This window comes from Methylobacterium gregans (genome assembly GCF_022179245.1).
Taxonomy (GTDB): Bacteria; Pseudomonadota; Alphaproteobacteria; order Rhizobiales; family Beijerinckiaceae; genus Methylobacterium; species Methylobacterium gregans.
Map to the genome: position 1 here is coordinate 1 of NZ_BPQM01000204.1, position 1,220 is coordinate 1,220.

General features: G+C 71.0%; 1 pseudogene. It reads right to left on the reverse strand.

From position 1 onward, the window contains the following. Positions 1 to 23 precede the first annotated feature (23 nt). A pseudogene (locus MFF54_RS27515) lies at positions 24 to 1,130 on the reverse strand (FAD-binding protein); the annotation flags it as partial. Positions 1,131 to 1,220: the final 90 nt, after the last annotated feature.

A 1,220-nucleotide genomic window follows, 5' to 3' on the forward strand; every position in this document is an offset into this window, starting at 1 on the left:
TGCTAGAGCGCATCGGCGCGATCTGCGCCGATGCGCTCTAGCACGGGGCCGAGCTGACCGGTCGGGATCGTGCCGTCCATGCAGATGTAGTCGGAGATCCGGCCCGTGGCGCCGAAGGCGGACTTGCGGCCCTTCCAGATCGCGGCCGATTCCGCCTCGGACTTCGAGACCCGGATGCTGGTCGGGCGGAAATCCCGCGCGATCGCCTCGATGCGGGCGAGCATCGCCTCGCACTCGGCGTCCGAGCCCTCGACCTCGATGATCAGCATGGCCTCGGCGTCGCGCGGGTAGCCGGCCTGCGCGAAATCCTCGGTGATCAGGATCGCCTCGCGGTCCATGTACTCGATCGCCACCGGGATGATGCCGGCCGCGATGATCGCCGCCACGCAGTCGCCCGCATCCTCCACCCGCGAGAAGCCGACGAGGGCGGGCCGCGCGCCCTCCGCCGCGCGCAGGATCCGCACGGTCGCCTCGGTGACGATGCCGAGCTGCCCCTCCGAGCCGCAGACGAGGCCGAGCAGGTCGTAGCCGGGGCTGTCCAGATGGTCGCCGCCGATCTCCACGACGGTGCCGTCGTTCATCACCAGCGTCACGCCCATCAGGTTGTTGGTGGTGACCCCGTACTTGAGGCAGTGCGCCCCGCCCGAGTTCATCGCGATGTTGCCGGCGATCGTGCAGGCGAGCTGGCTCGACGGGTCGGGCGCGTAGAAGAAGCCTTCGTGGCTGACCGCCCCGGAGATCGCGAGGTTGGTGATGCCGCTCTGCACCCGCGCCGTGCGGTTGGCGAAGTCGAGGTCGAGCACGCGCGTCATCTTGGCCACGCCGAGGATGATCGCGTCCTCCTGGGCGATCGCGCCGCCCGCGAGCGAGGTGCCGGCGCCGCGCGGCACCACCCGCACACCGTTGGCGTGGCAATAGGCCATCACCGCCGAGACCTCCTCGGTTGTCGAGGGCAGCACCACGGCCAGCGGCATCTTGCGGTAGGCGGTCAGCCCGTCCGTCTCGAAGGCGCGGCGCTCGTCCTCGCTGGTGACGAGGGCCTCGGGCCCGACCAGGGGGCGAAGGCCGGCCAGGATCGTCTCGCGGCGGGCGAGGATCCCGGGATCCGGGTCCGGAAAGCGGATCGACATGACGTTGGCGTCCTCTGGCGTCTCGTCCCGGTGCCGCCCCAGCGCCCACGGACGAAGGTCGGGAGCGGGCACGGCACCGGGACGAGACGC